Source organism: Streptomyces sp. NPDC001204 (genome assembly GCF_053598035.1).
The window spans coordinates 31,874-57,494 of the sequence record NZ_JBSFJL010000016.1 but is presented as its reverse complement, the minus strand read 5'-3'; the positions used below and the strand labels follow the sequence as shown (position 1 = coordinate 57,494).

General features: G+C 69.4%; 20 protein-coding genes and 2 pseudogenes. 7 read left to right on the top strand and 15 right to left on the bottom strand.

The features are described 5' to 3' along the window. Nucleotides 1–59 precede the first annotated feature (59 nt). A pseudogene (locus tag ACWC91_RS22205) lies at nucleotides 60–203 on the top strand (IS701 family transposase); the annotation flags it as partial. Between the two features lie 97 nt (nucleotides 204–300). Here ACWC91_RS22205 and ACWC91_RS22200 read toward each other — a convergent pair. The 5 genes from ACWC91_RS22200 to ACWC91_RS22180 form a co-directional block, all read right to left on the bottom strand. After that, entirely contained in the window at nucleotides 301–918 is a 618-nt protein-coding gene (locus ACWC91_RS22200; RefSeq protein ID WP_450642209.1) for a hypothetical protein, read from the bottom strand. 162 nt (nucleotides 919–1,080) lie between these two features. Next, complete coding sequence (locus tag ACWC91_RS22195) at nucleotides 1,081–1,512, bottom strand: hypothetical protein (protein ID WP_376502870.1); 432 nt, start codon at nucleotides 1,510–1,512, stop codon at nucleotides 1,081–1,083. Between the two features lie 69 nt (nucleotides 1,513–1,581). Then, nucleotides 1,582–3,111 carry an FAD-dependent monooxygenase gene (locus ACWC91_RS22190; protein ID WP_450642211.1) on the bottom strand — a complete coding sequence of 510 codons (1,530 nt, stop codon included), beginning with the start codon at nucleotides 3,109–3,111 and terminating at the stop codon, nucleotides 1,582–1,584. Further along, complete coding sequence (locus ACWC91_RS22185) at nucleotides 3,108–3,518, bottom strand: hypothetical protein (protein WP_225077349.1); 411 nt, start codon at nucleotides 3,516–3,518, stop codon at nucleotides 3,108–3,110. The genes ACWC91_RS22190 and ACWC91_RS22185 overlap by 4 nt, the downstream gene beginning before the upstream one ends. Nucleotides 3,519–4,051: 533 nt before the next feature. After that, nucleotides 4,052–5,146 carry a PP2C family protein-serine/threonine phosphatase gene (locus tag ACWC91_RS22180; RefSeq protein ID WP_225077348.1) on the bottom strand — a complete coding sequence of 365 codons (1,095 nt, stop codon included), beginning with the start codon at nucleotides 5,144–5,146 and terminating at the stop codon, nucleotides 4,052–4,054. Nucleotides 5,147–6,102: 956 nt separating this feature from the next. Here ACWC91_RS22180 and ACWC91_RS22175 point away from each other — a divergent pair. Next, complete coding sequence (locus ACWC91_RS22175) at nucleotides 6,103–8,097, top strand: ATP-binding SpoIIE family protein phosphatase (protein WP_263638115.1); 1,995 nt, start codon at nucleotides 6,103–6,105, stop codon at nucleotides 8,095–8,097. 383 nt (nucleotides 8,098–8,480) lie between these two features. Here the strand turns inward: ACWC91_RS22175 and ACWC91_RS22170 are convergent, their stop codons facing one another. Together ACWC91_RS22170 and ACWC91_RS22165 are read right to left on the bottom strand one after the other, a co-directional pair. Beyond that, a complete protein-coding gene (locus tag ACWC91_RS22170) occupies nucleotides 8,481–8,885 on the bottom strand; it encodes a tautomerase family protein (RefSeq protein WP_225077346.1) in 405 nt (134 codons plus the stop codon). Nucleotides 8,886–9,379: 494 nt separating this feature from the next. Beyond that, the gene (locus ACWC91_RS22165) at nucleotides 9,380–10,231 is read right to left on the bottom strand and encodes a LysR family transcriptional regulator (RefSeq protein WP_225077345.1); all 852 of its coding nucleotides are present in this window, start codon (nucleotides 10,229–10,231) and stop codon (nucleotides 9,380–9,382) included. A gap of 132 nt (nucleotides 10,232–10,363) precedes the next feature. Here ACWC91_RS22165 and ACWC91_RS22160 point away from each other — a divergent pair, with 132 nt between their 5' ends. The 3 genes from ACWC91_RS22160 to ACWC91_RS22150 all read left to right on the top strand — a co-directional run bounded on the left by ACWC91_RS22160 (nucleotide 10,364) and on the right by ACWC91_RS22150 (nucleotide 14,374). Further along, the gene (locus ACWC91_RS22160; RefSeq protein WP_450642212.1) at nucleotides 10,364–11,551 is read left to right on the top strand and encodes a YbfB/YjiJ family MFS transporter; all 1,188 of its coding nucleotides are present in this window, start codon (nucleotides 10,364–10,366) and stop codon (nucleotides 11,549–11,551) included. Nucleotides 11,552–11,588: 37 nt separating this feature from the next. Beyond that, the gene (locus tag ACWC91_RS22155; protein ID WP_450642214.1) at nucleotides 11,589–12,617 is read left to right on the top strand and encodes a nitronate monooxygenase; all 1,029 of its coding nucleotides are present in this window, start codon (nucleotides 11,589–11,591) and stop codon (nucleotides 12,615–12,617) included. 899 nt (nucleotides 12,618–13,516) lie between these two features. After that, nucleotides 13,517–14,374 (top strand): S1 family peptidase, encoded by an 858-nt coding sequence (locus tag ACWC91_RS22150; protein WP_450642223.1) that lies wholly within the window; start codon nucleotides 13,517–13,519, stop codon nucleotides 14,372–14,374. Here the strand turns inward: ACWC91_RS22150 and ACWC91_RS22145 are convergent. After that, nucleotides 14,371–14,688, bottom strand: a pseudogene (locus ACWC91_RS22145) (amidohydrolase family protein); the annotation flags it as partial. The gene ACWC91_RS22150 and the pseudogene ACWC91_RS22145 sit on opposite strands and share 4 nt — an antisense overlap. Before the next feature lie 287 nt (nucleotides 14,689–14,975). On the opposite strand from ACWC91_RS22145, the gene ACWC91_RS22140 reads away from it, so the two are divergent. Further along, entirely contained in the window at nucleotides 14,976–15,515 is a 540-nt protein-coding gene (locus tag ACWC91_RS22140) for a hypothetical protein (protein WP_281153955.1), read from the top strand. A gap of 165 nt (nucleotides 15,516–15,680) precedes the next feature. On the opposite strand, the gene betT is transcribed toward ACWC91_RS22140, so the two are convergent. The 7 genes from betT to ACWC91_RS22105 form a co-directional block, all read right to left on the bottom strand. After that, nucleotides 15,681–17,957, bottom strand: a complete 2,277-nt coding sequence (gene betT, locus ACWC91_RS22135; protein ID WP_281153956.1) for a choline BCCT transporter BetT — start codon at nucleotides 17,955–17,957, stop codon at nucleotides 15,681–15,683. Nucleotides 17,958–18,139: 182 nt separating this feature from the next. Then, nucleotides 18,140–18,493 carry a hypothetical protein gene (locus ACWC91_RS22130; protein ID WP_450642217.1) on the bottom strand — a complete coding sequence of 118 codons (354 nt, stop codon included), beginning with the start codon at nucleotides 18,491–18,493 and terminating at the stop codon, nucleotides 18,140–18,142. Beyond that, nucleotides 18,490–19,506 (bottom strand): MASE1 domain-containing protein, encoded by a 1,017-nt coding sequence (locus ACWC91_RS22125; RefSeq protein WP_450642218.1) that lies wholly within the window; start codon nucleotides 19,504–19,506, stop codon nucleotides 18,490–18,492. Before ACWC91_RS22125 ends, ACWC91_RS22130 begins: the two co-directional genes overlap by 4 nt. Nucleotides 19,507–19,919: 413 nt before the next feature. Further along, a complete protein-coding gene (locus tag ACWC91_RS22120; protein ID WP_281153958.1) occupies nucleotides 19,920–20,765 on the bottom strand; it encodes a serine/threonine-protein kinase in 846 nt (281 codons plus the stop codon). After that, nucleotides 20,762–21,934: an ABC transporter ATP-binding protein gene (locus ACWC91_RS22115; RefSeq protein ID WP_450726008.1), complete on the bottom strand. Its 1,173-nt coding sequence runs from the start codon at nucleotides 21,932–21,934 to the stop codon at nucleotides 20,762–20,764. Before ACWC91_RS22115 ends, ACWC91_RS22120 begins: the two co-directional genes overlap by 4 nt. Before the next feature lie 624 nt (nucleotides 21,935–22,558). After that, nucleotides 22,559–22,969: a hypothetical protein gene (locus ACWC91_RS22110; protein WP_281153960.1), complete on the bottom strand. Its 411-nt coding sequence runs from the start codon at nucleotides 22,967–22,969 to the stop codon at nucleotides 22,559–22,561. Between the two features lie 115 nt (nucleotides 22,970–23,084). Beyond that, on the bottom strand, nucleotides 23,085–23,381 hold the full coding sequence (locus tag ACWC91_RS22105; RefSeq protein WP_281153961.1) for a DUF6223 family protein: 297 nt from the start codon (nucleotides 23,379–23,381) through the stop codon (nucleotides 23,085–23,087). Nucleotides 23,382–23,663: 282 nt separating this feature from the next. On the opposite strand from ACWC91_RS22105, the gene ACWC91_RS22100 reads away from it, so the two are divergent. Further along, nucleotides 23,664–25,319: an amidohydrolase gene (locus ACWC91_RS22100; RefSeq protein ID WP_281153962.1), complete on the top strand. Its 1,656-nt coding sequence runs from the start codon at nucleotides 23,664–23,666 to the stop codon at nucleotides 25,317–25,319. Nucleotides 25,320–25,621 lie beyond the last annotated feature (302 nt).

The window sequence follows — 25,621 nt, the reverse complement described above, 5'->3', positions numbered from 1 at the left end:
GCGAGCCCCCGCCCGGCCCGCGACTTTTCGGTGCTCCCCGCGTCCCCGGCAGGCAGGGCACTCTGGTCAAGGTGGCAGGTTCCAGATGGCGGGTGGAGGAGACCTTCCAGAGCGGGAAGGGGCTGGCCGGGCTGGACGAGTCCCAGGTCCGCCGCTACCCCTCCTGGACCCGCTGGGTCACCCTCGTGATGTTCGTCCTTGCACGGAGCACTCCGGGGTCACGCGCACCGCCCACACCACCCTCGACCATCGCAAAAGCGGCTCGGAAGTCACCTGGCCCCTGACGCGGCATCGAATTCTTCAAGAGGTTCGGCAGCGACTGAGCCGGGATCCCGACACACGCCTCGCGGCCCGGAAACGGTAGACAGCCCAGCCAGCACCGAGCACGGCAGCTGTCCATACGATGACCTCGGCGAGAACGATTGCCGGGGTCAAGGTGAGGTGAGGCCGGGGCGGCATCACGACCATCTGCACCGCAGCACCGACCGGCACCGTCAACCCGGCAAGCAAGCCGATCAACCCAGGCCGCCTGATGGCTGCACCCACCACACCCAGGACCAACCCGAACAGCAAACCCGTCACTGACCACATGACCGATTCCGTCGCGAACATGGACAGCGGTTCCCTCAAAACGAAGGCGTCCGTCACGTAATACGCCACCGAGGCCGCGATCAGTGCCAAAGCCCCAACCAGTGCGCCTCGGGCCCAGGTCCCGGCCAGCCAACCCATCCCGACCGCTAATGCTGCCCAGGACCAGCCGGCGTCCATCAGCAGGCTGAGCACCTTGGCAGCCTTGGCCCAGACGGTGCCGACGAGCGGCATCCCGAGTTCCACGTACGGCGACGAGAGCGCGTTGACGAGCGAGGTAGCCGCTCCGAACACCAACCCGGCCGCGAGGCCCCCCACCAAGATCTTCACATCGGAAGAATATCCAGCCCGCGTACTCGTGGCGGGGCGAGCTGAGTTACCTCGCGCGACCGAGCACCGGTCCGCCTGGCGATGCCGCCACCAGGCCTGAGCCCAGAGCCCAGGGCCCAAGCCAGCCATGACCGCAGGCAAGCCGCGATTCGGACATGAAGATCATGACGTCGGGGGCGGCCAGTTGCCGGCTTCGCCTTGCAGGATGCGTTCGAACCAGTCCGCGGTCAGTTCCGCGCAGCGGGCAGGTGAACCGGCGGCATGGAGTATCTCCACCACGGACTCCTGGACTTGGGGGATGTACATCTGGTTGTGCACTTCGGTGCCGAGCACTCCCTGCCCGTCGAAGAACGCACCGAATACGCAGGAGATGGAATTGGTTCCAGGCGTCACCGGATGGAGCAGGGCCAGCAGATGCGCGAACGCGGTCTCCTGGGGGCGGAGGATGAGGGTGTCGTGCGGTTCGCAGGGCCAGGTGACAGCCCGCTCGCGTAGTACGGATACGAATGTGCGCCATGTGCCTTCCAGACTCTGGAACGCATCCTCGTCAGTCTCCCCGACTGAGAACCAGGGCACGTACACACGGCTGTTCATGGCCTGCACCGTAGCTGACAGGCTGCCTGATCAGGCCGAGGTCACCGAAGCCACGACGAACATCACGATCTACAACTGGAGTTCTTGGGCCGCGGTCGGTATGGCGCCGGTGGCCGTGGTCCATTGCGCGAGTGTCGTGGCCAGGTTGAGAGGGTCGGTGGACCCGGTGGCGTGGGCGATGTAGCCGTCCGGTCGGACGAGGACGGCGCGCAGGGCGGACCAAGTGCCGCTGGGGGATGGCGCCGCGCGCACGTCGATGTGGGCGGAGCCGAGTTCGGCGAGGCCGCTGTCCGGGGTGAGGTCCAAGAGCAGATAGCGGTCATGACGCAGCGCCTGGTGGAGCATTCCGCCGTCAGTGAGGGGGAGATCCGGCGCTCGCGTGCCCACCAGCGGGTGGGTGCCTTCGGGCTGCGGGTAGCTCAGGCTGAGGCCGGAGAGCCATCCGGCCAGTTCCTCGGCGGTGTCGCCGCCACGGCTGATCAGATCGCTGACCAGGTCGCGCAGTGCCTTTCCGCCGGCTGTGAAGGTGTGCATCAGCACCCCCTGGGCCAGGGTGTTGGCCATGAGCTGCTCTGCCACGTGTCGGCGTTCGTGTTCGTAGCAGAACGCGCCGTCGATCAATTGGGCGGGAGCCCAGCCGTGGATCTCGGCGGCCAGCTTCCACGCGAGGTTCGCCGCGTCCTGGAGCCCTGCGTTGAGCCCCTGCCCCCCGGCGGGCAGGTGGACGTGGGCGGCGTCTCCCGCGAGCAGGACGCGTCCGGAGCGGTACCGCGCGGCGCGGCGGGTGCTGTCGCTGGCTCGGGAGATCCAGGACGCGGCACGCAGCCCGAAGTCGGTGGCGGCGACACGTCGCAAGGTGGCACGCAGTTCCTCCAGGCCGAGCGGCATGGCCTGCCGTCGCCGTACCTGCTCGGAGGTGAGTCCCGTATCGGCGGGCTCGGCGCCGAACAGACGCCACACCCCGCCTTGCATCGGCACGGCGCTGACGTAGCCCGTGTCCCGGTGCCACACCTGCCGTGCCACCAACGGCGGATCCGCGAGTTCGACGTCAGCGACGAATCCCACCATGGTCGGCGGCACGCCCGGGAACGGGATCGAGGCCTGCTCGCGGACGCGGCTGTGCGCGCCGTCGGCACCCACCAGGTAGGCGGCGGTGCGAGCGCGGTCGCCGACGCGGACACGCAATCCGCTGTCGGTCTTCTCCCATCCCCACACCGCCTGCCCGTAGTGCACCGGGACACCCCGCCAACGCAGGTGGTCGGCCAGGAACCGCTCGGTGTCAGCCTGGGCGATCAGCAGAACAAAGGGAAAGGGCGTGTCCAGGCCGGAGTAGTCGAGCCTGTCGGGAAGGACGGCGAAGTGGGTGCTGGACACCGGTGTGCCGTGGTCGACGAGGACCTCGGCCAGCCGGCGCCCTCCGACAGTCTCGACCGTGGCCAGGACCTCCAGCGTGCGTGGATGCATGGTGGTGGCCTTGGAGTGCTTGCTCGGGCCTTCGTTGCGCTCGAAGACCTCGACGCGTACGTCGGCGGCGTCCAGCAGGGCAGCGGTCATCAGCCCGACGGGCCCGGCACCTGCGACGATGACCTGGGCGGTCATCGGTGCCCCGCCTGCGGGCGCAGGAGTGCCACACCTACGCCGAGTCCCGCGGTGGAGGCGAGGTGGATCAGGAACGCCTTCCGGTTGGGAGCCCACACGCCGGTGGCTGGCCCACCGGACCACATCGCGGTGCTGATCCCGGCGGCCGCGGCGGCCATGCCGCGCCACACGGCACGGCTCCTGTCCTGCCCGGCCAGGACGCCCATCACGAGGACGCCTACCGAGCCTGCAGTGATCAGTACTTCGCGTGCCATGTGGTACTGGACGTGCCCCTCCCCGTGGCGCGCCTCCGGGGCGCGGTACGTCTCGTCGGTGATGTGGGTGGCCGTCTGCCATACCGAGGGCGCCAGGGCGGTGACCCCTGCCAGGGTGACCACGGCCCCGGCCTTCTGTCGTGCCGAACTCATCCGCTTCCCGACCTCCCTCGAACTACTCACACCCGAAAGTCCGCTCTTCCGGCGCGGGATGGAGGCAGACCGACACGTCCAGCCGCGATTTGAAGGCGGCTTCCGCCCGGAGTGTCGCCCCGTCAGCCAAGATCAATCCCACCGGGATTCTCTGCACGCCGACTACTCACCACAGTACGAGCTACTGGATACGAGAACGTTCCACGAACTGCCGCCGAAGAACATCGAAGACAGGGCGGCAGTGGTACTGCCCGCAGGACAGCCGATGGTTCGACGTGACCGTGTGGGAGACCGGCGGTCCGTCGGACGGAAGCCGTGGATGTGGACCCGCACCTGCGGGCCGGCCGTGCCGAACGCCGTGCAGGCGGCGATGGTGGCCGGCTCGCGGGACTTCAGGCCGAGGCCGGTGCGGGAGTACAGGTCCGTGGGAGCGTGCGTCGGCGGAGCGTGTGCCAGACGGGCCAGTTGTCCCCCGCGTAACTGACGGCCGTCAGCTCGGTCCACCGCTGTCCTCACAGACGGTCCTGGTCGCCTTAGTCGGTGGGGCGGGATGGGGGCGCGCCCTCGATGGTGCCGGTGGGTGCCGGCGGGAAGGTGCGTTGGACGGCGATCACGGCGGCGTCGTCGGCCAGGTGCCCGCCGACGTGGGCGAGCAGGTCGGTGCGCAGGTGACTGATCAGTGCTGAGGGTTTGTGGTGTGCCCAGGATGCGGCCCGTTCGGCCAGCGGGTAGAAGGCGCCCTGGGCGTCGCGGGCTTCGGTCACGCCGTCGGTGTGCAGTATCAGCACATCCCTGGGCTCGAAGGTGAAGGTGTCGACGTGGTAGTCGGGGCGGGTCACTTCGCCCAGGCCCAGCGGCGGCGCGGGGCGGGTGGCGCGCAGTGTGGTGACCTGCCAGTCTCGCAGCAGTAGGGGTGGCGGGTGCCCGCAGATGACCATCTGCACCATGGGGTGCTCGTCGGGGATGTCGACGACAGCGGCGGTGATGAAGCACTCTCCGAGCTGATCCCGTTCGGTGGGGTCGGCCAGGTGCCAGCACACGCTGTGGTCCAGGTAGGCCATGAGGTCGGGCAGGGTGGCCTCGCGGTGTGCGGCCTCTCTGAACGCGCTGAGCAACAGAGCGGCGTCGCCGATTGCGGGCAGCCCCTTGCCCATCACATCCCCGATGATCAATCTGGTGCCGTAAGGCGTACGCACAGCCGCGTAGAGGTCTCCGCCGATCAGGGACTGCTCCTGAGCGGCCAGGTATACCGACGCCACCCATAGCGGGCCGATACGTTGCGGCAGGGGCCTGAGCAGCACGCGCTGCGTCGTCTCCGACACGGTCCGCACCTGCGTCAGCTCACGGGAGTGCCTCCCCTGCAAGTAACGGAACACGGTCACGAAGGCCGACACCGCCAGCAGGGAGATGACCTGCGAATCGAAGTACAAGGTCCCCAGAAGGATCGGGGGTGTCAGACCGATGCTGAACAGAGCCCCCACAGCGACCACGCCCATCGCCGCGGTGAGGACGGGGCCGGCGAACGATGCCGTGATCGCGGGCGCCACGATCAGCAGCGGCCCCAGCGGTACGCCACGGGGACTGAATGCATCGGCCAGCGTGATGGCCAGGATCAGCCCGAGCGGCACCGCTAGCAGGGCAATGCTGGGGTGCCCCGAGCCCTGCCGGTGAGTAAACACCTGCCCAAGGAGGCGCATGGTTTCCGGTTACCCCGCCCGGGCAGCCCCGCACATGCCCGGGAGGCGACGGCTCCGCGCGATGCTGCTGGTATCCGCATGGTTCTCTGCCACGGACGGTCCCCGGAAGAACCCTGCTTCCGTTACGTCTCGACTGGGCAGGGCGACTCAACTAATAATTATTGCGGGTAGTAAATCCCCCGCCTGCTCGCCGCGGAGGTGACCGAATGTCCGAGCAGGCCCCCGTGGACGCGGCCGCCACCAGACTGCGAGTGATCACCACTGCGGGGGAGAGCCTGTCAGGTGCCGACCTGCTGAGCTTCGCCCTCGACCATGCGGTGACGGAGTCCGGTGGTCTGGGCGGCATGGTGCATCTACGCGGTCCCGGCAGCTGTGGGCTGCTGCTGACGGCAGCGCACGGGCTGCTCCGTACGGCCGTTCGGAACTGGGCGGAGATCGGGGAGGCGAGCGGCACGGCCCCAGCCCGCGCAGCGGCCCGCGGGACACCCGTATGGAAGCCTGTTGAGACCATCGAGGACCACACTGGCGCGACGCTGCCGGCCGGTGGCGGGCTGCTGGCCGTTCCCCTGATCGCCCCCGAGGGGACACTGGGCGCGCTGTCCGTGCTGATGGCCCCCGCCGAGGAGCCCACGCCGCAGCAGCGCGCGGCCGTCGAAGCGCTCACCGCGTGGGCCGCGCTGCGTCTCGGGCAGCTCCCGGCCGACGGACAGCAGGTACAAAGCCCTCGCAGCAGGGAGGGGCCACGGCCACGGGAGGAAGGGGCACGCCGACCCCGCAGCGGGCCCGCAATCGGCCGAGACGGTGAACCCGTACGGTCGGCCGGTCCGGAAGGAAGCAGCGGCACGGCCCTCACCGCACCGGACTCGATGACCCGAGCGCTGTGGCAGATGAGCGACGCGTTCTTCGTGGTGGACGGCGCATGGCGCGTCACCTTCGTCAATGCGGAGGCGGAGCGGCTGCTCGGCGTCTCGCACGCGCTGCTCGGCCGAACTCTGTGGGACATCTTCGCAAGCCTGCGCGTCGACCTCGCCGCGCCGGGCCTCGAAACACGCTGCAGGCAGGCCGTCGAAAGCGGCGCTCCGACCACCTTCGAGATGCGCTGGCCCACCAACCAGCGCTGGTACCGCATGCGGCTGGTGCCGGTGCCGGACGGACTGACGGTGTATGCCGCCGACGTCACCGAAAGCCAGGCCCGGGCGGCGGAACGCGCAGCCGCCGAACGGGCCGCAGCCGAGCGCACCGCCCGGGTGACCGAGTTGACCACCGCCCTCGCGCAGGCCCTGACGATGCGCGATGTGGTGGCGGCCATCGCGGCGTGGGTGCTGCCTCCGTTCAACGCCTCTGGTCTTGTCATCCAGATCATCGAGGGCAGGGTGATACGCGTCGCCGGGTCCGTCGGATACTCACAGGCCTTTCTCGACAAGATCGACGGAAGTGCTGTCACCACCATCTCTCCCGTCTCGGAGGTGTACCACACCGGGAAGCCCGCCTTCATCGGCTCGGCCGAGGAGTACGTCGCTCGCTATCCGCTGATGTCCGGACTTCCCAGCGCAGCCGGCAAGGCGGCCTGGGCCTTTCTGCCGCTGATCGTCTCCGGCCGCTGCATCGGGTGCTGCGTCATCTCCTTCGCCGAATCGCGCCGCCTCAACGGAGAGGAACAGACCCTGCTCACCGCGCTCAGCGGACTGATGGCGCAGGCCATCGAGCGTGCCCGGCTGTACGACACCGAGCACACCCGTGCCAAGGAGCTCCAGCGGGGACTGTTGCCGCGTGCCCTCCCGTCGCTGCGGTTCGTGGACACGGCCGCGCGTTATCTTCCCGCCAGCGAGGGCATCGATGTCGGCGGTGACTGGTACGACGTCATTCCCCTGTCCGGCGCCCGGGTGGCCCTGGTCGTCGGCGATGTGATGGGACACGGCCTGCCCGAGGCGGCCACCATGGGGCGGCTTCGCACCGCTGTGCACACGTTGGCCGACCTGGAGTTCCCGCCGGCAGAACTGCTCAACCGCCTCAACGACCTGGTCAACGACCTCGGCGAGAACTTCTACGCCACCTGCCTGTACGCCGTGTACGACCCTGTCTCCGCCACCTGCACCTTCGCATGTGCCGGGCACCCTCCGCCGGCCATCGTCCGCCCGGGACAGCCCGTGCAGTTCTCTGACTGCTCGCCCGACCCACCGCTGGGTGCCGCGCGGCCACCGTTCGAGACGTGCGAGATCGATCTCCCGGAGGGGAGTCTGCTGGTGCTCTACACCGACGGTCTGGTGGATGCCGCCACCGGAGACATCGACGACGGGATGAACGACTTGGCGAGGGTACTGTCGAGCGCGGTCCTCAGTTCCGGCCTCCAGCCCAGCGCGGGGACAGCATGGCGTGACGGGGGCCGAACCGGATGCGGGAACGAATCGCTGGCACGTCTGTGCGATGACGTGCTCGCCGGTGTGCTGCCGGACAGGCAGCTCACGGATGACGACGCCGCGCTGCTCATTGCCCGCATGCATGCGGTGAATCCCGAGGACGTCGCGGCCTGGCCGCTGTCCGATGGGCCGATCGCTGCGGGCGAGGCGCGGGAACACGTCCGGGACCAGCTGGCCCGTTGGGATGTCGACACGCTGATCATGGCTGCCGAGCTGCTGGTCAGCGAGCTGGTCGGAAACGCCGTCCGGCATGCGAAAGGTCCCATCGGGCTGCGTCTGCTGCGGGGCGAGAGGCTGATATGCGAGGTCTCCGACAGCAGTTTGACCACGCCCCGGATCCGTCACGCCTCGGAAACCGACGAGGGCGGGCGCGGACTGCAATTGGTGGCCGCCCTCTCCGATCGCTGGGGAGCCCGCTACACCTCCGCCGGAAAATGCATCTGGACCGAACAGCAGATGCCGTGACCACCGCCCCGGCCTAGCGGCCCGGTAGTTCGGCCCCGCCGTGCTTACGGCCCCACCGACCCCATGGACATGCGCCGTCGAACCCAGGTGCTTCCGCGACATCGCCCCGGACAGCGAAAACTTCGGGATGCCCTCAAGAACCGGCCGACTGCCCGACGGCGTGCCGCTGCCGCGGCTCGACCACCCGGCGGTCCTGGCTCTGCTGCCGCGATACGGGTCCCAGCCGCCTTGCGCAGGGCCGGCCGCCGTCGCCTGCTGAGCGTCGCCCGGACCGGCGACGCCCCGGTGTGTGGGCGGTGCAGTGGGGCGCCGAGCTCCATGTCGACCTCCACATGAACCGGGTGCAGGAGCATGCCTGCGGACTGCAACCGGACCCGATGATGTCAGCGGCCGGGGACGGGTAGAGCTCCTTCGGTGTACTGGGCGCGCCCGAATCCGAACGACCAGTCCTGAGGGCCGTTCTCCACGATGGAGACGAAGACGTCCTCGCCGCCGATGCCGAGGTGCTCCAACTGCTCGGCGACGGCTCGGAAGACGCGTTGCTTGACCTCGGTCGTGCGTCCTGACTGAGTGAAGATCTGGATCAACACGAGCCGGTCGGTGCGTGCGAATCCGAGGCCGGCATCGAGGGCAATGACGTGGTCGGCGTCGTGCTCGGTGATGAGCTGGAATCTGTCCCGCTCGGGGATGTGCAGCACATCCACCAGCGCGCGGTGCGTCGCGTCGGCGATCGCCCTCAACTCGTCGGGACGACGGCCGCGGATGAGATCGATCCGTACCAAAGGCATGTCCGCTCCTTGTCGGTCTGTTGCGGACGACGGGCCGGCCTCGTGGAAGACGTGCCCGATCTCCGGCACCCCTTCAGAGAAGTGAGCCCAGCCGTCGCAGTGGGCCGGGACCACGACGCCGGCGCCGAGGACGGCGGCCGTGGCAGTGGCGCTGCGGCTGTCCAGCGACACTGGCCGGCCGTCGGACTTCGCCGGGACGCATGCTGCTCCCGCACGCAGGACGGCCGCATCAGATGCCCGTAAGGCCCGGGCCCGTCGAGGTTCGGGTCGCCGACGGTGCGCGGGCCACCGATGCCGATGACGGCTGTCGGGGCGCCCAGGAGGGTGATTGCGCATTCCTGCCAGGACAGTCTCGTCGTGCTCATCGTCGTCCTCGCTGCATGGTCCGGTCACCGTCAACGCTAATGACCGCCCGGCTTTGTCTGAAATGCCTGGGGCGACGTATGCATGCATGTCAAGCATGGACGCAGCTCAATGGCAGGCCGCCACGTGCGTCACTCCGTTTTCGTCCGGAGGGCTGTGTCCAGGAATCGGCGGATCAGCGTGCGCTGGACGTCGGGCAGGTAGACGAGGCTGACCGGACTCGGCGGGGCGTCGGTGAGGGGCACGAAGCGGAGGGAGGAGTGCTGGGTGCGGCGCTGCGCGACCTCGGGGACGATGCCGATCCCGCGGTTGGCAGCCACCGTCTCCAGCCACTCGTCATAGTTGGACGTCTCGATGATCTGGGCCGGGCGCTGGTCCACCGGCCACGACCAGGGACCGGTGGTGCCGCTGACCGTGTTCACGACCAACGGCCAGTGCTGCACATCCGACCAGTCCAGATGACCAAGGCGGACCAGATCGCAGCGCTCGGAGCACACCGCGATGCGCGGCTCGTCGTACAGGCGCACGGTGCGCGCCCCTCCAGGTACGTCGACGTCACCCCGGATCAGCGCGATGTCGACGGTGTGCCGGCGCAGCGCCTGGAGAGGATCGTCGGTCCGTGTCAGGTCGACCGACGCCCCCGTACTCTCCTCGAAGTGGCTGACGACCTGCTGGGCCCAGGGGTCGGGCAGCAGCCAACTGAAACCGAGCCGCAGCGTGACACGGCGGCTCACCACGGCGAGGGCCTCGTCCAGTGTGGCGAGCACCCGCTCGGCATGGGCCAGGAACTCCGCACCGGTGTCCGTCAGTTCGACGTGCCGTGAGGAGCGGTCGAGCAGGCGGACGCTCAGATTCCCCTCCAGTTGCGCGATCGTACGGCTCAGCGCCGGCTGCGTGATCAGCAGTTCTTCGGCGGCACGGGAGAACGAGCGGTGGCGGGCCACGGACGTGAAGGCCCGCAGGTGACGCAGTTCGACATCCATGCCCCTGGCACCCCTCTCGCGCATCCATGCCTGCGGCGCATAGCAGCAGCGTAACCGGCATTTCACAGCCGCGCGTGCGCTGCATAGCGTCGAAGTAGGCCCGTGAACGCCACCCAGGAAGGAGCCCAAGCCATGAAGACATCAGCCCTGCCCCGTCCGCGAACGCAGTCGTCCTGGACGATCGTCGTCCAGGCGGCGGCCGCCCTCGCCGCGGGAATGGGAGTCGGCAGGTTCGTCTACACCCCCATCCTTCCCCTCATGCACGAGCAGGCCGGACTCTCCTCGGCACTCGGGGCGAACCTGGCCACGGCGAACTTCATCGGCTACCTCGCAGGCGCCCTGGCGGGCATCGCCGCCCCCGCCGTCGTACGGTCGGCCGCGGCACTGCGGGGTTCGCTCGTCGTGCTGGTGCTGACGCTGGCGCTCATGCCGGTCACGCACGACGGCACCGCCTGGTTCGGCCTGCGTCTCATGGCCGGTGCCGCCAGCGCGCTGGTCTTCGTGATCGCCGTCAGCGCGATGCTCTCCCGCCTTCGCGCACACGCCCACCACCTGGTCGGCTGGGCCTTCGGCGGGGTCGGTGCCGGAATCGCCCTGTCCGGCCTGTTGGTCGTCGCCGTGCAGGCCGCGTCCACCTGGCAAGCCGCCTGGTGGACCTGTGCCGCGCTCGCGGCCCTGCTCACCGCGCTCGCCTGGCCCCTGGCCCCGCAGCCGGAAGCCGTCAGTTCCGCAACAGCCGCGCAGGCCGAACGGCCGCGCACCCACCGCTGGTTCCTCGCGCTGCTCGCCAGCTACACCTTCGAGGGCATCGGCTACATCATCGCCGGTACCTTCCTGGTCGCCGCGATCCAACAGGGCGTCAACGGGTGGCTCGGCGGCGGAGCCTGGATCGTGGTCGGCCTCGCCGCGCTTCCCTCCTGCGCCGTGTGGACCCAGCTGGCCCGCCGCTGGTCCAGGCCGGCCCTCCTGCTGGCCTCGCTGACCATCCAGGCCATCGGCATCGCCCTGCCGGCGCTGCTCGGCGGCACCACGCCCGCGCTCGTGTCCGCCGTACTGTTCGGCGCCACCTTCATGGGCGTCAGCACAATCGCCCTGTCCATCGGAAGCCATCTTCAAGTGCCCCGGGCCGTAGCTCTGTTGACCACCGGATACAGCGCCGGCCAGATACTCGGCCCGCTGCTCGCCACCCCGCTGCTCAGCCACGGCTACCACCAGGCGCTCCTGCTCGGCAGCGCGATGGTCGTCGTCGCCGCGTTCGCGTCCGCCGCCGTCTGCGTCCGCTTCCCACACCACCTCGGCCCCGTGACCACGGCGGCCTGACACCCCCGCCGCTGCCTTACCTCCAGGAGGAGTTGTCGTGAGCACCCTGCTGTCCGACCTCGGAGCAGACCTCCCTCTCATCGCAGCGCCGATGGCCGGCGGACCGAGCACCCCCGCACTGGTCACCGCCGCAGCCCGCGCAGGCGGGCTGGGGTTCCTCGCCGGCGGATACAAGTCCGCGCAGGCACTCGCCGGGCAGATGCACACCACGCGCGCCCAAGGCGTCGCCTTCGGCGTCAACCTGTTCGCCCCCAACCCGGTCCCCATCTCCCACGAGGCATACCAGCGCTACGCACGGGCGGTGCAGGTGGAGGCCGACCGCTACGGCCTCACGCTGCCCGAGGAGCCGATCGAGGACGGCGACCACTGGACGGACAAGATCGACCTGCTCACCTCCACTCCCGTCCCGTGGGTGTCCTTCACTTTCGGCATCCCGGACCGCGCCGTCGTCCGCGCTCTCCGCACCGCCGGGAGCACCGTTCTGCAGAGCGTCACCTCGGCCGAAGAAGCGCGCCTGGCCGCTGAATCCGGCGTCGACGCGCTGATCGTCCAGGCCCCGGCCGCCGGCGGGCACTCGGCCACGCTCACCCCCGCACGGCCGCCCCAGCCCATCCGGCTCACCGACCTGATCACCGCTGTGCGCCACGCCGTCGCGCTGCCCGTCATCGCCGCCGGCGGAATCACCACCGCCGCCGACGTGGCCGCCACGCTGGCCGCAGGCGCCGAAGCCGCCATGATCGGCACCGCCCTGCTGCGCACCCACGAGAGCGGAGCGTCCGCACCGCACAAGGCGGCTCTGGTCGACCCCGCCTTCGCCACCACAGCCATCACCCGCGCCTTCACAGGACGGCCCGCACGCGCCCTGCGCAACCACTTCATCGATCAGTACGACCCCATCGCCCCCGAGGGCTACCCCGCCCTCCACCACCTCACCGGCCCACTGCGCAAAGCGGCCACCGCTGCCGGTGACACACGACTGATCCACCTGTGGGCAGGCACAGGGCATCGCCACGCGAAGGCCGAACGCACCGTCGACACCTACGCCCGTCTCGCGGGCCGGCTATGAGCCGGCTGAGACCATCGAGCCCATGGGCCACGAACCTGAGGACTTCCCGGCGCCGGAAGATGTCCACGGCCCTGGACTGGACAACGCGAACAACACGGACAGTGCTGTAACCAGCCGCCGTTCGGCCCCGGGCACGAGAGGATCACCGCCGGGACAGGCCGCACTCTTGCCGGACTTGCCCAGGCCGTGACGGCTGCGGGGGAGAGCGCCGGCACCCGGGAACCGGCCCGGCGGCACCGCGCCGGATTCACACAGACGCCGAGGATGAGGACCATGCCGTGTACGGGCTCACCTCCCGGCAGTTCGAGGAGCCCGCGACGTGGGCGCTGGAGTGGGCGGAGGACCTGGGGGCGCGAATCTACGACGAAAACGCCTGACAAGAGCCGTCCCCCCTCCCGTCGGTGTGACCATGTGCTGGTCGTGGTGTCGAGGAGCTTGGCCCCGAGGCTCTTGTCGCTGGGCGCGCGATCGCTGCACAAATCTCGGATCGCTCGGCCCGTCGGCAATTCCGCCGCAACCCGAGCCCCGAACCAGCCCGATAGACGGCCTACTGATCAACCATCAGCCGAGCCGCCAGGCCAGCACGTCCGGACCGCAATCGCGGGGGCTCCGGCGACCCCGCCGGAGCCGACGTGACCTGGAAGAACACCAATTCGCGCACCCCGAGCGCGAGTTCTGTCCCTCATGCGATCGGGGCTGGCCTGTGCCCGCCTCCGCCGCGCCCGCGGAACGCGGCGGGACACGGACTTGATCCCACCCCCTTGTCCCGCCGCCCGTCGGCACCGAAGAATGCACACGGCAACCATCGGCTACAGACGTCACACCCGGCGTCGGCAAGGGGGCTCCACCCAATGTCACCTGCAGCACCGATGACCCGCACGGCACGTCGCTCACCGAGGATCGGCAAGGCGCTCACCGGCGCCGCGTTCGCGCTCGCCCTGCTCGGCGCGGGCGCGGCACCCGCCGTCGCCGCGACCGCGGGCGGGGACGCCGGCACCCGCGCGAGACCGAACGACGCGCCCGTCACGTTCGCCGGCACCGTCGCGCTCAGCAACTGTTCCGGCTCCGTCGTGCGCACCCCGCAGTCACAGCCCGACGACCCCGCCCTTGTACTGTCCAACGGGCACTGCATCGAGAGCGGCTTCCCGAAGGCCGGCCAGGTCATCGTGGACCAGCCGTCCACCCGCACGTTCAAGCTCCTCGACGAGGACGCCGGGGTGCTCGGCACGCTCCAGGCCGACCAGATCTCGTACGCGACGATGACCGACACCGACATCTCGCTGTACCGTACGACCACCACCTACGCCGAGATCGAGAGCAAGTACCACGTACGGCCGCTGCTGCTCGACCCGCGCCACCCGCGCAAGAACACCGAGATCACCGTGACGTCGGGGTACTGGAAGAAGCAGTACAAGTGCTCCGTCGACGGGTTCGTGGACCAGCTCAAGGAGTACTGGTGGACCTGGAAGGACTCGGTGCGCTACACGCCCGCGTGCCAGACCATCGGCGGCACGTCGGGCTCCCCGGTGATCGACGACCACACCGGACGCGTGATCGCCGTCAACAACACCGGTAACGAGGACGGCGGGCAGTGCACGCTCAACAACCCCTGCGAGGTCGACCGCAAGGGGCGCATCACCGTCCGCCAGGGCACTCACTACGCGCAGGAGACCTACGGGATCGTGCCGTGCGTTGTCGACGGCAGCAAGCTCGACCTGGGCCGCAAGGGATGTGAACTCCCCGAGCACCAGGCCTAGTCCGCACAGGGCGTACGCCGTACGGACCGGCCCGCGAGCATGTCCGTGCGGCGGCCGTCCTCGATGACGAAGCGCCCGTCGATCAGCACGTGTGGGATGCCCACCGGCAGGGTGCGCGGCGCCTCGAACGTCGAGCCCGCCGCCACCGTGTCCGGGTCGAAGAGCACCAGGTCGGCGCGGTAGCCCTCGCGGACGAGCCCGCGGTCCGGCAGCCGCAGCCGGACCGCCGGACGGGACGTCGGATGCGCCACCGTCCTCCCCAGGGACAGCAAGCCGAGCTCGCGGGCGTAGTGGCCGAGGTAGGGCGGGACCGTGTTGAGGATGAGGCGCATCTGCTCGATGGTCGTCATCCGGTACTGCGTCAGCACCGCCAAGGCCAGCCTGTCGCGACTACCCACGTCCACGTCCGTCATCGCCCGTCCCGCTCCCTCCGCACGCTGCGGCGCCCTTCTGTCAGGCGCCGCACATAGGAGGCAGACTCGGCGAGGTCGAAGGACTGAAAGTCAGCCTTGCCGGCGCCGAGGACAAGCTCGCCCAGAGTGACACGCGGTCCCAGAAGGCCGTCATCAGCCTCGGCATGCCTACGACCAGGAGGGGGACCTTGAGTAGCGACGCATATCGAGAAGAACAAGGCCACGATTTGAGCACGTGGACATTCGACCAGCTGCAGACGTTCATCCATGACGCCCACGGTCAGCAACTTGAGACCGCACGCGTCGCCGCGCAGGGACACGCCTACAACTCCGGCCACTCCCAGGAAACCCGTCGCCAGTGGGCGAAGCTGTCGCTGCTCGCGAACCGACGCATGCTCGACAACGCCGAGGGGCCCTCTGCGCGGGTGGCTCACCAGGACTTCACGCTCCGGATGTGGGTGATCGACCGGCTAGGCCCTGACGACACGGACCCCGACTGGAGTCCAGAGGCGCTGGCGTCCGACACGCTCGATGCACTGACCTTCACGCACACACAGGCCGCTGGTCTCGCCGAGGGCTGGCGCGACCTTCCGATCGAGCAGATCCGCGAGCTGCGGCGGCACAAGAACCTGACGGCCCATCTGGACAGCCTGGTCGGTTACCTGGAACCTGGCCCGGTCCGTGGGCGACTCGTCGCCTGGACCGCGATCCGACAGCACCTGCCATGACCTCAACTGAACCCTGGCTCCGCCACTGGCGACGGGCGCCGTGCTGCCAACGGACGCCGAGGTCCAGCTTGATACGGCTGATCAGGTTGCCTGAATCGGTGGCGTGGTGAAGCGGTGGGGCTGCGAAGCGGGTGGCGCGGGCACCGGCGTCCGGTGGAACGGCGCCTACGCCTTCGGCTCGCTGCCCGCCGTGTCCGCACCGGCGTCGTCCTGCGGCTCCGCGGGTTCCACCACTGAGACGGCGCCCGTGGCGGTCACGGTCGGCGGCGTGAGTACCGAGGCGTAGTCGTGCTCGGCGGAGTAGCTGAGGAAGCCCAGGTGCGCCTCGTAGCGGTCCAGGACGTCGTCGATCACCTGCTGATGGGACAGGCCCATGAGGTCGTAGCCCTCGGAGCCGGTCTGGGTGAACACCTCGACCCGGTAGTAGACGTCCGTCTGGCGGGACATGCGTCCGCCGAACATCGGCACCGGAGCCTCGACGGCCTGCACCTGGTAGTGGAAGTTGCGGTGCTCGGGGATCGTGACCACCAGCGCGTGGCTGGAGACGCCGGTGTCCTCGTTCGGGACCAGGTCCAGCGTGGCCTGGTAGCCCTGCTTCGCGAATTCGCGGACCACGTCGGCCAGCGCCGGCTGCACGGCGCGTTCCATGAACTGGGCCACCTGCTTCTTCGAGGGGTAGGAGCGCATCCGCTCCAGCCGCTGGCGCCAGGTGCGCTCGGGCACGTGGCCGCCGCGCGCCGCCGTCGACTGCCGGCGCAGGACCTGGCCCTCGCGCTCGGCCCGTTCCATGCGCAGGACCTTGGAGAAGGAGGCCATCACCAGCCAGGCGATGACCGTCACCGGCAGGGCGAAAATGAGCGTCGCGTACTCCATGGTGGTGACCCCGCCGGCCACCAGCATCGCGATGGTCAGCACCGCGGTGAGCACCGCCCAGAAGATGCGCAGCCACTTCGCCCCGTCCTGCGACGGGTCGGGGATCGAGGAGGAGAAGTTGGACATCACCATGGCGCCGGAGTTGGCGCTGGTGAGGTAGAACAGCAGTCCGGACAGTGTGCCGAGGCCGATCAGGAAGCCGGCGCCGGGGAACATCTTCAGCAGCGCGTACCAGCCCTCCTCCGGACTGTGCATGGCCAGCTGGGCGAACTTCGTGTTCCCGTGCAGGACCTGGTACATGGCGCTGTTGCCGAAGATGCTCACGATCAGGAAGTCGCAGAGCACTGGGGCGGTGATGGCGGCGATGACGAACTCGCGCAGCGTCCGGCCGCGGGAGATGCGGGCGAGGAAAAGGCCCACGAACGGGCCCCAGGCCAGCCAGAACGCCCAGAAGAACAGGGTCCAGCCGGCCATCCACTTGGAGCCCCCCTCCTGGTAGGCGAAGGTCTGCAGGGTTCGGTCCGGCAGCGAGAAGACGAATCGGCCGATGTTTTCCACCAGCGCGTTGAGCAGGAACGCCGACTTTCCGGTCACCAGGATGTAGAGCAGCATGGCCGCCGCACTCCAGATGTTCAGCTCGGAGATCAGCCGGATCCCCTTGTTCACGCCCGAGGTGCAGGCGGCGATGGTCATGATCACGGCCACGACCACCAGCGCGATCTGCAGGGACAGGCCCTCCTGGAGGCCGAACAGCCAGGCGAAGCCGACGTCCAGCAGCACGACGCCGATGCCCATGGAGGTGGCGACACCGAAGACGGTGCCGACCAGGGTGACGATGTCGATGGTGTCGCCGATCCCGCCGCGGACACGCTTGCCGAGCAGGGGGTACAGGGCGGCCCGGATGGACAGCGGCATGCCCCAGCGGTAGGCGAAGTAGCCCATGGCCATGCCGAGCAGCGAGTACATGGACCAGCCGGCCACGCCGTAGTGGAACATGGTCCAGACCACGGCGTCCTGGGCGGCCGCGCCCGTCTGGCCCTCGCCCGACGGCGGAGCCATGTACTGGGTGATGGGCCCGGTGACGGAGTAGAAGAGCATGTCGATGCCCACGCCGGCGGCGAACAGCATGGCAACCCAGGTGAAGAGCTTGTACTGCGGCCGGGAGTGGTCGGGGCCGAGCCGGACGGAGCCCTCCTTGGACAGCGCGACCCAGAGGACGAACGCGATCACCACGGTCACGGTCAGGACGTAGAACCAGCCGAGGTTCTCCGCGATCCAGGCCACCATGGTCTGCATGGTGCCGGCGGCGTGCGCGGGCACGAGCATGGCCCAGAGGGAGAAGGCGACGATGACGGCCGAGGCGATGACGAAGACGCGCCGGTTGACCCTGGGGCCGGGCTCCTCGATGAGTTCCGCGGGGGCCTTGCTGAGTTCCTGCCGGGAGACGGGAGGCCGGTTCTCGGCCTCCTGGCCGTGGCGCCGCCGTTCGGTGCCGCCGAGGTGGCGGCGTTCGATCGGGGCCTTCGGCGGCTCGCCCCCGGGGCGGGGCGTGTTTGCGGCTTCGAGCATGCAGTCCTCCTCCTGTCGGGGACGAGTTTGGGCGGGCGTCAGTGTGGGCGGACGTCCGCGGCCTCGATCCGAAGGGATGGGGGAGGCCGTGCGCAGTGGGCACCCAGTCGTGGGGCCTACCTAGCAATGTTAGAACGCCTAACAAATCATCTCCGTGAACCGCTTCGGGTTTGGTAGAGACCTCAGATGTTGGTTGTGGCCTGGGCTTTCGTGGTGCTCAGGGCTGCGTATTCGGGCGGGCGGGATGTGCCCTTTCTCACCGTGGAGCCGGGTGTGGTCGTCTGTGCGGGCCCTATGCGCAGGCCAAGTGGGCGCGGCGAGGTGTGTGCCCGCCGGCCGTAGATCGCCATGCGATGGAGTGCTGCGGCGGCGACGACGGATGCCAGCCCGTCGACGGAGGCGAAGCCGGGCACGCCGGCCAGAGCTGCCCGGGCTGGGCGGGCAGCGTGGGCGCGGCACAGGGTGGTGTTTCGGGTTGCGAGGATCGCGGCGGTGCCGCTGCCGCGCGCACCGCGTCGCAGTTGTTGATTGATCACGACGGCCGCGTCTGCCCGCCGTTCTCCTCCCCGTCGTCCTGGGCGTCGGGAAGCGCTGACAGGCCGCCGGTGTCCGGTGCGGCTCTGGCCACCATCTCGGCGAGCCGCCTGCAGGCCTCTTCGATCTTCGCCTGGGTCTGGTTCCGCTCGGTGATGGCCGCGGCGAGCAGCAGCGCGGTCAGCGTGGCGGCGCCGTTGTATGCCTGCAGTGAGATCATGTCGGTGAGCAGCGTGTGCCCGGCGAACGGGCCTGTCCTGCGGGTGGCGGCGAGGATGGCGAACGTGGACACGGCCAGCGCGCAGGGTGTGGCTCCGGCGCGTTGGAAGCGGAAGGCTGCCCAGGTCAGCAGCGGGAAGCCGAGGAAGAGCAGCGGCGCGGGGGAGGTCTGCAGGAGGCCGACGGCGATGGTGGCCACGACAAGCAGCGATCCCTCCGCCCATCCGGATCGAGGGATGTCCTTCGGCCAGTGCGCCGAGCGGAGGACGAGCAGCAGCGGCGTAACCAGCAGGACGCCCATGGCATCGCCGGTCCACCAGACCCACCACGTGAGCCAGAATCCGCCGGGGGGCAGCGCGTGGGCGAGGCTCAGGCTGCAGCTGCCCACGGTCGCGCTGATGAGCATGCCGGTGAGCGCACCGAGGAAGACCAGCGCGAGCGCGTCCTGGAAACGGTTCATCTGGGTGCGGAACCCGCTGCGGCGAAGGAGTCCGTAGGAGCAGAGGGGCGCGAGTGTGTTGCCTGCCGCGATGGCGAGCACGGCGGGGGTCGTCGGTCCCAGTGGGATGTTGATCAGGAAGGCGCCGAGCGCGATCCCGGGCCAGACCCGCAGTCCGAACAGGAGCAGGCCGGCCAGGGCGATCCCGGTCGGAGGCCACAGCGGCGTGACCTGGCCGCGCACGAGTTGTTGGAGCAGTCCCAGCCTGCCGAAGGCGTAGTACAGCGCGGCAACGGCGACGATCCGCAGGGCCGTCAGGCCAACGCGCCGGAGCCTGTCGCGGCTCGCAACAGTCATCGGGAAGCCTTCTCCTCGGCTCTGCTCCCTCGTCCATCGTCCGCTGCCCCTGCCGTATCCACCACACAGCCGCTCCTCTGCGTGATCTCGCGACCTTGCGTAATGAGCTCTGCCGAGATCGCTTCGGGTGACCGCTCAGGGGGCGATGTCGTGACCCGGCGGTGCCGCCTCAGCCGCATCGCTGTGGGTCTGTGCGGCTTCAGCGCGGGGTGCGCACGGCCAGGATGGCTCTGTCATCGTGCGCGTCGCTGGGGTGGTGGTCGGCCAGGGCCTGCACGAAGTCGTGCAGGGGCGTCGGCTCGAACTTGCTTTCAGACGCCTGCGGGCGTCTGACGGCGGTGTCGCTCTTGCCATGGCTCGCCCGTAGACCGTCCTGTGCGGGCTCGGGAGGTTGGGGCTGCGGCTGGGTGGTGTCACGGGGGCAGCGCTGCCTTGAGGGCGCAGGCCAGTGCGGCGACCGTGGGCCGGGATGATGGATCGGCCCGCAGGCAGGTGTCGATGGCGGCGGCGAGGGCGAGCGGCAGACGTCGCCGGGTCCCGATCGGTGGGGCGGCCTCTTCGAGCTGCCAATACCGGTCACCGGTGTCATGGTCGTGGCTGTCTGTCGCAGCTTGGCTGGGCCCGCAGGCGACAGGTTCCTCTCCGCAGGCTGTTTCGAACAGCGTGATGCCGATGCCCCACACGTCGGTGGCGGCCGTGAGCGGCCCGCCCCGGGCCTGCTCCGGAGCGAGATAGCAGCAGGTGCCCAGCCCCGCGGGCGCGGGCCCCGGAGGCCGGGCGAGACTCAGGTCCAGTACCTTGGCGTGGCCGCGGTCGACCACGACGTTGGCGGGCTTGAGATCCAGATGGAGCAGGCCCCGACCGTGGAGGTAGTGGACCGCCGAACACATCTGCACCCCGAGCAGCGCCACATCGGTGGCGGCCGGCCGCCGCCGCATCCGGTGCACGAGGTGGGACAGGGTCTCACCGGTCAGCGTCTCCAGGACCACGAGCGGCTCGGGCGACTTGAGCGTTTCGTAGCCACGGACCAGGTGCGGATGGGAGAAGTCCCGCAGCCACCGCCCCTCACGCAGCAGCCGCTCGCCCAGCCGCCGCTCGCCGCGGTGGTCCGGCCGCACCACCTTGATCACGCACCGGCAGTCGCGTTCCTCGCTCCAGGCGTCGTAGACGTCGAGCCAGCCGGTGCGCACCAGATGCTCCAGGATCACGTAGCCCGGCGCCGGTTTCGTCCCCGAGGGCCAGGGGACGGGGGCGCTCATGACAGCACCGCGCCCGCGCTGAGCCGGTGCAGCCGGGCGTACATTCCGTTGCGGTCCAGCAGGTCGTCGTGGGCGCCGTGCTCGACGATCCGGCCGTGGTCGAGCACCACGTTGCGGGTGGCCACCCGGACGGTCAGCAGGCTGTGGGAGATGACGACGGTGGTCCGCCCGGCCATGGGCCGGCGCAGCGGGTCCATGATCCGTCGGCCCGACCGGACGTCGAGTCCGGTGGTCGGCTCGTCCAGCAGCCGTACGGGGGCGTCGCTGATCGTTGCCTGGGCGATCGCCAGGCGCTGACACTGTCCGCCGGACAGCGTCCGGCCGCGCTGACCGACCAGCGTGTCACAGCCCTCCGAGAGCCGCTCGATGAACCCGTGCACGTCCGCCGCGCGCGCCGCCGAGACGACGTCGGCGTCCGTTGCGTCCGGCAGGCCGTAGGCGATGTTCTCCCGCACGGTGCCGTGGAAGACAAGGTTCTCCTGGAACACCACCGCGACGTTCTCCCTTACCGCGGACAGGCTCAGGCCCCGCAGGTCGGTGCCGTCGAGGAGAACCGCCGCCTCCTCGGCGACCGCGCTGAGCGGGCCGCTGCGGCGCCGGCGTTCCCGTGACGCGGCCTTGATCAGCCGCGAGAAGTGCCGGGCGGCGGCCCAGAACAGCGGCACGATGGCGAGGGCGAGCAGAGTCAGGTCCCACCGCAGGTAGATCAGCATGCCGAAGTAGACACACAGGCAGACCACGCAGTAGAGGGCGTCGGCGACCCCGGGGAGCAAGAACCTCTCGCCCGCGTCGACGTCGCCCGTGATGCGGGACAGCACGTCCCCGAGCCGTCGGCGTTCGAAGAAGCCGAGCGGCAGCCCCTGGTCGTGCCGGAACACATCGGCCCGACGGGAGAGCAGGAAGCGCTCGTCGACCCAGGTGGACGCCACGTCGTCGGCGAACCGCAGCACCCCGGAGCAGACGATGAGCCCCAGGTAGACCGATGCGATCCAGAGCAGCGGCCGCAGATCGCGGGGGACGAGCACAGCGTCCACGACGGATTTGAACAGCCAGATCTCCGAGGCGTTCACGGCCGGGCCGACCAGGCTGAAGAGGAGAACGGGGACGAGCCATCGCCGACCGCCGCGGGTGCAGGGCCAGAACCGCCGGAACACCTCACGCGGTGCCATCGCGGGCGCGGCCGCCACGACGGCGTCTCGGGGGTCTGCGAAGCGGACCGGGGCATCCAGTCTCCGGCCCGCCCAGCACTCATTCGGTCAGTGGCGGCTATGGCGGTGTCCGCTGCGGTGACCCGAACGGCGTCCGCGGCGGTGGTGCGAACCGTGTCCCTTGCGGTGATGTGAACCGTGTCCGCCGTGGTGCCTTGACGAGCGGTGGTCGTCATTCCTTGCAGGTATGAGTTTGCTGAAGATGGCCATTGCTCCTCCTGAATCTCGCTGAGGAACTCTCTCCACACTGGTTACGTCTCAGGGCCGGATTCGGATGGCGCGCGAACGAAAAATGCCGTTCTCAGCCAACGGACTGCCGGCCCCCGGTGGGTGCGACGCCGAGCGTCGCCCCGCCGCCCTCTGCCAGGACGGCGGCGAAGTGCTCGGAGTCTTGGTCCAGTCCCTGAGGCTGGGGGGGATCGACTGGCTGATCGTTGGTGGCGAGAGCGGCCCGAATCACCGACCTTTCGGACTTGGCCTGGGCCTGCGACATCCGGGACCGCTGTGTCGATCGCCAGGTGGCCTTGTGCTTCAAGCAGATCGGCGGGCTCACCTCGAAGGCCGGCGGCGCCTGCTAGGGCCGCATCAGGCAACATTCGCCCTGTTGTAGAACCAAGCCAATACGGCCGCGCCGACGGGTGTCCCGACAAGGAAACCCGTGAGGAATCCAAGGTCGTGATCAGCCACCACCGGAAAGGCCCAGTCTGCTGTCGCAGCAACGAGCAGTGCCACCGCAATCAACGCGAACAGGGCGGCAGCAGCAGCGAGCCGACGCGGCGGACCCGCGCAGTACAACTCACCCGCGGGCTTCGCCGCAAACATGGCAGTTATGAGGGCAATGTACTGCGGGTCGGGTAGCCACCCGAATGTCCAGGCAACCAAGGCGACACCTCCGCAGAAAGCGAGGCCAACCAATTGCAGCACAACGGTAGACCGCACCAGGTCCGGCAGCCCGCGCCAACTCGCGCCGTTCCCACCGTCCTTCTCATCGTTCACACCGGAAGCGTAGCCGTCATCAGGGCGAACGTTGCCTGACGGGCAGACCTGAACGCGTGCTTGCATTCGCTGCGGTCAGCCGGTCAGCCGGTCAGCCGGTCAGCCGGTCAGCCGGTCAGCCGCAGCCGGTCAGCCGCAGCCGGTGTGGCGGTGCGGCGGGAGCGGGCCAGGGCCAGCCGAGGACCGCGGCGATCAGCCCCAGTACCAGGGCCAGGGCGCCACCGATTCCTCCGTTGCCGGTGCCGATGCGACCGGCGGAGCGGGCCAGAGTCAGCCCGATGACCACGTCGGCCAGCGGCGCGAGGGTGGCCGTGCTGCCCACCAGTCGTCCGGTGGTCAGGTTGTAAACGGCTGCCGACTGGACCGAGTCATGCGCGGACGCCGGCCCAGCAAGCACAAATCGGACCGACATGAGGTGCTCCTCAGGCGTGGCCAGCCCGCTCGCCGCTCACTGTCCCCCGCTGCCGTGCGCCCTCATCCCAAAGCCCTCCGCGGTCGTTCATGCCCTCTGAGTAACAACTTTGTCGCCCCAGGATGTTGACGAAGCAAAGTTCTGGGGCCAATGTTGCTGAGCGCTTGCCGATTACACCTAACCTCACCCCCGGAGGTCCAAGTGTGTGACCTGCACGATCAGCATGAGCACGAGCACGAACCTCTGAACACGAGCGGCCCGACACTCAGCAGACGACGCATCATGCAACTCCTCGGCGCCGCCGGCGTGACTGCCGCCGCGATGACCGCCGAGGCCGACCCAGCGATGGCAGCCGCCGCAGACGACAGTCCGGCCGCCGGCTACCGCGCCCCCACGGGCCTTGCCCAGAACAGTCCTGCCAAGAGCTCCGCTCTTGCCTGGATCACCGCCAACGCCGACCGAGTCACCGGGCTCAACTCCGAGATCTGGGACAACTCCGAACTCTCGCTGCGCGAGTGGAACTCCTCGCTCGCCGAAGCGGCGTTCCTGGAGAAGGCCGGATTCCGCGTCGAGTTCGGCACCGCGGGCTTCCCGACCGCGTTCACCGCGACCTTCACCTCCGGCAGCGGCGGACCGGTGCTCGGCTTCAGCGGCGAGTACGACGCGCTGCCCGGCCTCTCACAGAACAAGGGCGTCGGCCACCACGACCCGCGCGAGTACGTCCACGACCCTTTCGCGCCCAGCTACGGCCCCGGTCACGGCTGCGGACACAGTGCGCTCGGCACGGCCGCGGCCGCCGCGGCGGCCGCCGTCGCGCAGGCGGCGAAGAAGCACAAGCTCCCGGTGACCGTGAAGTTCTTCGGCTCGACGGCCGAGGAGACGCTGATCGGCAAGACCTACGCCGTCAGCAAGGGCGTGTACGACAGCCTGGACGCCTTCCTCGACTGGCACCCGTCGACCGCCAACGCCACCGGGTGGGGCTCCACCACCGCGATGACCGCCGTCACCTTCACCTTCCTCGGCGTCGCGGGCCATGGCGGCACCCCACTGGGCAACAAGAGCGCGCTGGACGCGGCCGTGATGATGGCGACCATGTCGGAGTTCCTGCGCGAGGAGAACCTGGCCCCCTCGGGACGGCTCCACTGGGTGATCAACAACGGCGGCGACATCCCCAACGTCACCCCCGAGATAGCCGAGATCTCCTACTACGTCCGCGAGGGCAGCCCCGCACGCGTACAGGTTCTCCTGGACAAGGTCATCGCGGTCTCCGAGGCCGCGGCCAAGGCCAGCCAGACCAGCGTGCGTCACCGCATCACCTCGGCCTGCTGGAACCAGCTGCCCTCCAAGTCGTTCGCGGAACTGCTGCACGAGAACATGCGGCAGATCGGGCCGCCTCAGTTCACCGACGAAGCGCACAAGCTCGCGAAGGACCTCCAGGCGTCCCTGGGGCTGCCGCAGAAGGGCATGCACGACACGATAGGCGACCTTGCCCCGCCCAACCCCGCCTTCCTGGGGGGCGGTTCCACGGACGTCGCCGACATCAGCTGGAACGTGCCGACCGTCTCGATGGGCGCGGCGCTCGCCCCCATCGGCACCAAGATGCACACCTGGTCCACCGCGGCCTGCGCGGCCGCCGCCCCCGGCCAGGCCGCCGTGCTCGCGGCCGCGCGCTATCTGGCGGCCACTGCCGTCGACCTCGTCACCCAGCCCGACCGGCTCAAGGCGATCAAGGACGAGTTCAAGGAGCGTACGCGCGGGGTGCCGTGGAGGACGGCGCTACCCGACGGCTACGAGCCGCCGATGTACGAGCCCCCCGAGTGGTTCCTGAAGAAGACCGGCCAGAAGTGGCCCCCGAAGAACATCACCTGGCCGCCCAAGCGAGTCGTCTCCCAGGAGAAGTTCTCCTCCCTGGGCCCGGACCTCGCGCCCCAGACATAGGAGGCTGTGCCCGAGAGCTGAGCTGTGGTGCGGGGCGCCGGCAAGGAGCCGGCACCCCGCACCACTGCATCGGCCTCCCGCCGCATACCGGCATCCTGCTCCCGGCCTGCGCCGCCGGCCGTCTCACCGTCCGCGCTGGCTGCCGGATCCTCGGGGGCCGGTGCAGTCCAGGACGAACAGCAGCCGCGGGAAGAGCGGGTAGTGCCGCCTCCATCCCTCCTGCCAAGGTTCCTGGCCGGCCGGTGCCGTCTGGCCGACGCGGAGGCGGACACATAGTGGTGGAGGTGGGCACAGGAGTTGAG